Raw genomic sequence first — 7,595 nt, forward strand, 5'->3', positions numbered from 1 at the left:
GTATTGCTTCAATTTTTATTATCAAGATTTATGGCTTCTCGCATGGCTTAACAATTTGTTAATTCGGAGTTAAATTTTAACCAACAATTTTTGTCACCTTTGCGCCATGAAACAAACTTCTCTAATCATGGGATTTAGAAAATTACTCACAACATTTTCTTTATTATTACTCACGATTGTCACCTTTGGTCAGGTAACCACTTCCAGCATGACCGGAAGAATCAAAGATGAAAAAGGCGAAGGCCTAATCGGAGCTACAGTTAAAGCCACCCACGTTCCCTCAGGAACCATTTATGGCACAGTAACCAGAGCGGATGGTAACTACAACATCCCGGGCATGCGTATCGGCGGCCCTTACAAGGTAGAAATCTCTTTCATCGGTTATAAAACCGTTGTACTCGAAGGCATCAGCCTCAACCTTGGTGAAGCTTATGTAATTAATCAGGCCCTCAACTCAGGCCAGGAACTGCAGACTGTTAACATCGTTGGTGAAAAATCTACCCGTCTGGGTCAGAACAAAACCGGCGCCTCTACAGTAATCAACACCCGTCAGTTAAGCACTTTACCCACTGTAACCCGTAACATTACCGACTTTACCCGTCTTACTCCACAGGCAAACGGTAACAACTTCGGTGGCCGTGATGGTCGTTACAACAACCTCCAGGTAGATGGTGCCAACCTGAACAACAACTTCGGTCTGAGCAATGATCCATTGCCAGGCGGTGGTGCTTCTCCTATCTCCTTAGATGCTTATGATCAAATTTCTGTTAATATCGCGCCATTCGATGTAAGACAATCAGGTTTTACCGGTGCTGGTATTAATGCCGTTACCAAAAGCGGTACCAACGAATTTCATGGAAGCGCCTACTCTTACTACCGTGACCAGAGCTTCAACGGTAAAAAAGTACACGACTACGAACTTACCCTGCCTAATACAGAAAACAGAATCTATGGCGGTACCTTCGGTGGCGCTATCATCAAAAACAAACTGTTCTTCTTTGTAAGCGGTGAATATGAAAAAGGACTGGCTCCGGGTATCACCTGGCAACCAAAACCAGATGACTTCACCGGTAAGCTGCCAGCCAACATGTCCAACACTTCTGTAGGCGAGCTGCAGAAAGTATCAAATTTCCTGATAAATAAATATGGTTACGATCCGGGATCTTTCTCCAACTTCCCTGCGTTTGAAACCAAAAACTATAAAATACTGGCGAAAATTGACTGGAACATCAACAGTGTTCATAAACTGACTGCCAAATATTCCCATTTTAAAGGTTCCGATATGAACCAGGTAAATGGTAGCAGCGTTCCGAACTCTACTGTTGGTAACTTTACTGTAACCGGCCCGAACGGCACAACTATCAGTGCTTCCCGCTTACCGTTCAACAGATTCAGCAACAACTCCATGGATTTCAACAACTCCACTTACATCACTGACCACTGGTCAAAAAGTGCGAGCCTGGAGCTGAACAGTACCTTCTCCAACAAGATATCCAACCAGTTAATCCTGACCTATACCAAAAACCAGGATACACGTAAACCTGTAGGCGGCAGCTTATTCCCTACAGTTGATATCTTCGACGGCACCGGTAAAAACTACATCAGCTTCGGTACAGATCCTTTTACCCGTAACAACGACCTTATCAATAACATTTTCAGCGTTACGGATAACTTTACCTACTATAAGGACAACCACACCTTCACTGCTGGTCTGACTTACGAATACCAGAAAGTAGGTAATATGTTCATGCCAGGTTCTTCCAGCTATTATATCTATAATACCTTACAGGACTTCATGGATGATAAAGCACCTGCATACTACGCTACTACCTATTCACTGGTTCCGGGCAAACCGCAGGTTTACTCTGCTGAGCTGAAAATCGGTCAGGTTGGCGCTTATATCCAGGACAACTGGAACGTAAAACCTAATTTCAATCTGACAATTGGTTTACGTGCTGATATGCCTATCTACCTGGAACAGCCGCTGGAAAATCCGGCTATTTCTGCCCTGTCTTTCCCTGACAAGGATGGCAACATGAAGAACTACAACACCGGCAAATGGCCTAAAAACCGTATCCTGCTGTCTCCAAGAATTGGTTTCAGATGGGATGTCATGAATGATAAATCCCTCATCGTTCGTGGTGGTACAGGTATCTTCACCGGTAAAATACCTTTCGTTTACCTGACAAACATGCCTACCAACAGTGGTATGTATCAGAACCAGGTAGCACTGAACAAACCTGCTGATCTGGCTGATATTAAATTCAGCACTGATCCTAACAAATACCTGAGCAAATTCCCGACTACTCCTTCAACAGTAGCTCCGGCCGGTTTCACCCTGATTGATCCGAACTTCAGGTTCCCGCAGGTGTTCAGAACCAACATCGGTTTTGATAAAACCCTGGGCGCAGGCTTTACCTTCACTTTCGACGCGATGTACACGAAAGACATCAACGCCGTTAAGATGCGTAACGCTAACCTGAAAGAGCCTACCAAAAACCTGGATGCAAACGGCGATAACCGTCCGTTCTATCCAAGCGGTTCTGATAAATTCGTAAATCCGAAACAAACGACCGTTATCGTAATGGAGAACACCAACAAGGGTTACTCCATGTCCTTCACCGGTCAGGTTGCCAAAACATTTGCCAACGGCCTGTATGGTTCCGTAGCTTACACCTTTACCAAAGCGAAGGATGTAACTGCTAACCCGGGTAACCAGGCAGCTTCCATCTGGCAGTCCAACCCAACAAGAGGTACTTCCAACGCACTGGAACTGTACAACTCTGTTTACGCTATTCCTCACCGTATCGTGGCTTCTGTATCCTACAGAAAGGAATATGCTAAACACTTCGCTTCTACCCTCTCCCTGTTCTACGAAGGTACCAGCGCAGGTACTATCTCTTACGTAGTGAACGGCGACCTGAATGGCGATGGTAACAACGCAGCGGATCTGCTGTACGTATACGCCAAAGGTTCCGATGTTCCTTTTGTGGATTTAGTGGACAAAAACAACAAGGTGTTATTCACCGTTGCACAGCAGCAGGCTGCTTACGATCAGTTCCTCTCCAACAGCAAATACCTGAGCAAACGCAAAGGTCAGTATGCTGAAAGAAACAGCGCACTGCTCCCCTGGTACAACAGACTGGATGCACGTTTCCTGCAGGACTTCTTTATCACTACTAAAGGTGGTACACGTCATACCCTGCAGCTGAGTGTGGACATGCTGAACCTGCCTAACCTCCTGAACAAAAACTGGGGCGTAAGACAGCAGGTAACCATCAATAACCCGCTCTCCAGAAACAGCGTATCAACAGACGGTAAAGTAACCTATAACATGAATACATTAGGTTCTGAGCTGCTGACCACTCCTTACCAGGATCTCCGCACCAACCTCAGCACCTGGGGTATGCAACTCGGTGTGAAATACATCTTCTAAAATTTGATTATTTGATTATTTGAGATTTTGTATAAAATAAAGAAGCCGCTCTGAAGTTCAGAGCGGCTTCTTTATTTTATACAAAATCTCAAATAATCAAATAATCAAATAAAAAAGGGGTGGCGGAGAAAAGCGGCCATAGCGGTTTGCCAGGTGAGTTGATCGTGGCGGCCACCGGGGATTTCCAGATAGGTGATGTCCTTTTCCGGGTGATACCCTTTGTTCACCAGTTCCTGAATAAGATCTTTGGTATCATCGATGCTGTCAATGATACCATTGCCGTTACGATCGGCTGTTTCATCTGCAGTGCCGCATTCGAAAAAAAACTGCAGACCGGGATGATACCTGCCTTCCCGGATACGGCGGTGCATGATCCGGTTGGCAGCATCGCTGTAACCCTGTCCCAGCGGCCGGTTGCGCCACCACAAGGCTCCGGAGAACACGCCTGCCAGCCCGAATATTTCCGGGTGATTCCATACTATATCCAGCGCAGACAACCCTCCCAGCGAAAACCCCGCGCAGGCGCGCTTCAGGTCTTGCAGTGCCGGATAACGCTCTTCCAGGAAAGGCAATAACTCCTTCCGCACAAACCGGGTATACACGCCAGCCAGCCGGCCCTGTCCCTGGTAGTCTATAACACCGGCAGTACCGTATTCCTGCCGCCGCAGCGGCCCTGCATGTATAGCCGCTACACAAACTGCCGGCATATCTGCCGGCAAAGCGGGCATATCCTGTCCGTCATTCACCAGCAGTAATGCTGCCAGCGGCCGCGCCGGCAAATACACATCCACCCTGACTTCCCGATGAAGTAATAAAGAATTAACCTGCCAAGTTTCCAGCTGCATCCCAACAATTTACCAATAAAACCAGGAATCTTTTTTAAATTTAAGCAAAGACTTTCCCATGACTGAAAACTACTACAAATGGCATTCTCCCAATCTGGGAAAGGAATTTGAGATGCTTGTGTTCGGCGACAAAGGATTTCCGCTTCTCCTCTTTCCTACTTCCATGGGCCGTTACTACGAAAGTAAAGACCGCGGCCTCATCGATGCTATCAGCTGGTTCATCAACGAAGGCCGTGTAAAAGTCTACTGCCCGGACAGCATCGATGCCAGCAGCTGGTACAACAAAAATATTTCTCCCGAACACCGGGCGTTTAACCATACCTGTTATGACAAGCTCCTCACGGAAGAAATATTGCCGCGCATGGAAAGTGAAACGGGGCTTAACCGCATCGCGGCTGCAGGCTGCAGTTTCGGCGGTTACCATGCTGCCAACTTCGCCTTCAGGCACCCGGCAAAAGTATCCTACCTGTTCAGCCTCAGCGGTGTACTCGACATCAGATCCCGGCTGGACGGCTACTACGACGATAACGTATATTATAACAATCCCACCGATTTCATGCCCGGTAATCAGGATGCCGACCTATGGCGTATGGGCATCATTCTCGGTGTGGCCGACAGCGACGTCACCAGGTCACAGAACGAAAACCTGTCCGGTATACTAGCCGCCAAAAACATCTCCCACTGGCTGGACATACGTCCCAATACCAGCCACGACTGGCCTGTATGGCGCGAAATGCTCCCGCATTATTTATCACTTATCAAATAAATTGTCATGAAAAAAATAGGCATGCTGTACGGACAGGAAGATACATTTCCACAGGCTTTTGCCGACCGCGTAAACCGTATCAATCCACCCGGCATATTTGCCGAAGCTGTGACAATAGATAAAGTGCTGCAGGGCGCTGACAGCGGCTATGCAGTAATCGTTGACCGTATATCACAGGATGTGCCGTTTTACCGCGCCTTCCTGAAAAATGCCGCGCTTGCCGGCACAGCTGTTATCAATAATCCGTTCTGGTGGAGTGCCGACGATAAGTTTTTCAACAATGCCCTCGCCCAGCAGATAGGCGTACAGGTGCCCCGCACCGCACTTCTCCCCTCTAACGCCCTGCCGGATAATACTTCCGATAAATCTTTCCGCAACCTGATTTATCCGTTTGACTGGAACACCATCTTCGACTATGTAGGATTTCCCGCCTATATGAAACCCTATAATGGCGGCGGATGGAGAAATGTTTTCCGGGTGGAAGACAAGGAAGATTTTTTCCGCCTGCATAAGGAAACCGGGCAACTGGTGATGATGCTGCAGGAAGAAATTGATTTCAGCCAGTATTACCGCTGCTACTGTATTGGCGGCACTGCCGTCCGTATCATGCACTATGATCCGCGCAATGCGCCGCATCAGCGCTACCAGGCGCAGTTCAACGGCAGCCCTGCCCTGATGGAACAGATCCGCCAGCAGGTAATTCAACTCAATCAGTACCTGGGCTATGACTTTAATACCGTAGAAGTAGCTGTACGCAGCGAAGTACCATACGCCATCGACTTCTGTAATCCCGCTCCTGATGCGGATCTTCACGCCATCGGCGAAGAGAACTTTGAATGGGTGGTGGAAACCAGCGCCAGATACGCCATTGAAAGAGCCATCGCTCAAAAACCAGGAAAAGACAACCTCACCTGGGGCGCGTTCATCCGCCGCTCACCAGCCACCAGGAAGAAAGCCAATACTACCAAAGCAGCTCCTAAAGCAAAGAAAACAGCTAGTGAGAAGAAATCCTGATTTGAATTTAATTACGAATTACGAATTGCGAATTACGAATGAGGAGCGAAGATTAAAGCGGATAAGTAAATTCTTTATCCGCTTTAATCTTCGCTCCTCATTCGTAATTCGCAATTCGTAATTCGTAATTGAATTCTTCTTAATTTTACTCTTTACATAAAAAAACCACACATCATGTTCAGGGCGTTCACGCTGGGTATAGAAGAAGAATATATGGTAATGGACCCCCATACCCTGGAACTCCGGTCACACGAGCAGAAGATAGTAGAACAGGCCCATAAGGTGATACGCGACCAGGTGAAAGCGGAATTCCATCAGGCGGTGGTTGAAGTAGGCACCCAGGTTTGCGCCAATATCCATGAAGCCCGTGCAGACGTAGCCCTGCTGCGTCGCACCATTTCTCAGATTGCAGGTGATCTCGGCTTCAGTATCGGTGCTTCCGGCACCCACCCGTTCAGTAAATGGGAGAAACAACTTATCACGGATCATCCGCGCTATTTCGAAATCGTCAATGAAATGCAGGATGCCGCCAGATCCAATCTGATCTTCGGGCTACACGTACACGTAGGCATGGAAAACCGTGAAATGGCCATTCATATCGCCAACTCCGTACGTTATTTCCTCCCGCATATCTTTGCCCTCAGTACCAATTCTCCTTTCTGGGAAGGTCGTAATACCGGCTTCAAATCCTTCCGTACCAAGGTATTTGACAAATTTCCCCGTACCGGTATTCCAGATTACTTCTCCAGCATTGAAGAATATGATAACTACATCAAACTGCTGGTAAAAACCAACTGTATAGATAATGCCAAAAAGGTATGGTGGGATCTTCGCGTACATCCCTTCTTCAACACCGTGGAGTTCCGCATCTGCGACGTACCCATGACCGTTGATGATACTATCACCCTGGCAGGGCTCTTCCAGGCCGTATGCGCTAAAATCTATAAACTGCGCCTGCAGAACCTCAACTTCATCATCTACAACCGCGCCCTCATCAACGAAAACAAATGGCGCGCCTCCCGATACGGTATTGATGGCAACCTCATCGACTTCGGTAAAGAAATTGAAGTCAACACACGGTCACTCATATACGAACTCCTCGACTTCATCGACGATGTGGTAGACGACCTCGGCAGCCGCGACGTTATCAACGCCACCACCCGTATGCTGGAAACCGGCACCGGCGCAGACCGGCAACTGAAGATATTCGAAGAAACGAACAGCCTCACGGATGTAACGAATTATATCAGGGACCAGTTTTTGGAAAACTGCTAGTTTTCAATTACGAATTGCGAATTACGAATTACGAATGTAAAAGCGAAGAACTAAATGCAGATTAAAGGTGATATTTAATAGTTATCCCCCTCAATCTACATTTGGTATGCCCCCCAAAAGTTAGACACTTTGGGGGGGTATTTTTATGGATAAACGAGTTAAATACAGTTTAAAACAAAAATTGTCAGCAGTACGTAGCATAATATCTGGCAAAGAGAACGCGGTATCTGCGGCCCGTAAATTAGGGAGTACAGATACT

5 protein-coding genes are annotated in these 7,595 nt (G+C 47.2%); 4 read left to right on the forward strand and 1 reads right to left on the reverse strand.

The window, feature by feature from the left end; genetic code table 11:
• Positions 1 to 127: 127 nt before the first annotated feature.
• On the forward strand, positions 128 to 3,436 hold the full coding sequence (locus tag GWG06_RS30240; RefSeq protein WP_160718161.1) for a TonB-dependent receptor: 3,309 nt from the start codon (positions 128 to 130) through the stop codon (positions 3,434 to 3,436).
• A gap of 104 nt (positions 3,437 to 3,540) precedes the next feature.
• Here the strand turns inward: GWG06_RS30240 and GWG06_RS30245 are convergent, their stop codons facing one another.
• Positions 3,541 to 4,281: an alpha/beta hydrolase gene (locus GWG06_RS30245; RefSeq protein ID WP_160718162.1), complete on the reverse strand. Its 741-nt coding sequence runs from the start codon at positions 4,279 to 4,281 to the stop codon at positions 3,541 to 3,543.
• Between the two features lie 58 nt (positions 4,282 to 4,339).
• Between GWG06_RS30245 and GWG06_RS30250 the strand changes: the two genes are divergently transcribed.
• The 3 genes from GWG06_RS30250 to GWG06_RS30260 all read left to right on the forward strand — a co-directional run bounded on the left by GWG06_RS30250 (position 4,340) and on the right by GWG06_RS30260 (position 7,336).
• A complete protein-coding gene (locus GWG06_RS30250; protein WP_127044581.1) occupies positions 4,340 to 5,047 on the forward strand; it encodes an esterase family protein in 708 nt (235 codons plus the stop codon).
• Positions 5,048 to 5,053: 6 nt separating this feature from the next.
• Positions 5,054 to 6,061 carry an ATP-grasp domain-containing protein gene (locus GWG06_RS30255; RefSeq protein ID WP_160718163.1) on the forward strand — a complete coding sequence of 336 codons (1,008 nt, stop codon included), beginning with the start codon at positions 5,054 to 5,056 and terminating at the stop codon, positions 6,059 to 6,061.
• Between the two features lie 174 nt (positions 6,062 to 6,235).
• On the forward strand, positions 6,236 to 7,336 hold the full coding sequence (locus GWG06_RS30260) for a carboxylate-amine ligase (RefSeq protein WP_160718164.1): 1,101 nt from the start codon (positions 6,236 to 6,238) through the stop codon (positions 7,334 to 7,336).
• The last annotated feature ends 259 nt before the right edge of the window (positions 7,337 to 7,595 follow it).

This window comes from Chitinophaga solisilvae, assembly GCF_009928525.1.
In the GTDB taxonomy this organism is placed as follows: domain Bacteria; phylum Bacteroidota; class Bacteroidia; order Chitinophagales; family Chitinophagaceae; genus Chitinophaga; species Chitinophaga solisilvae.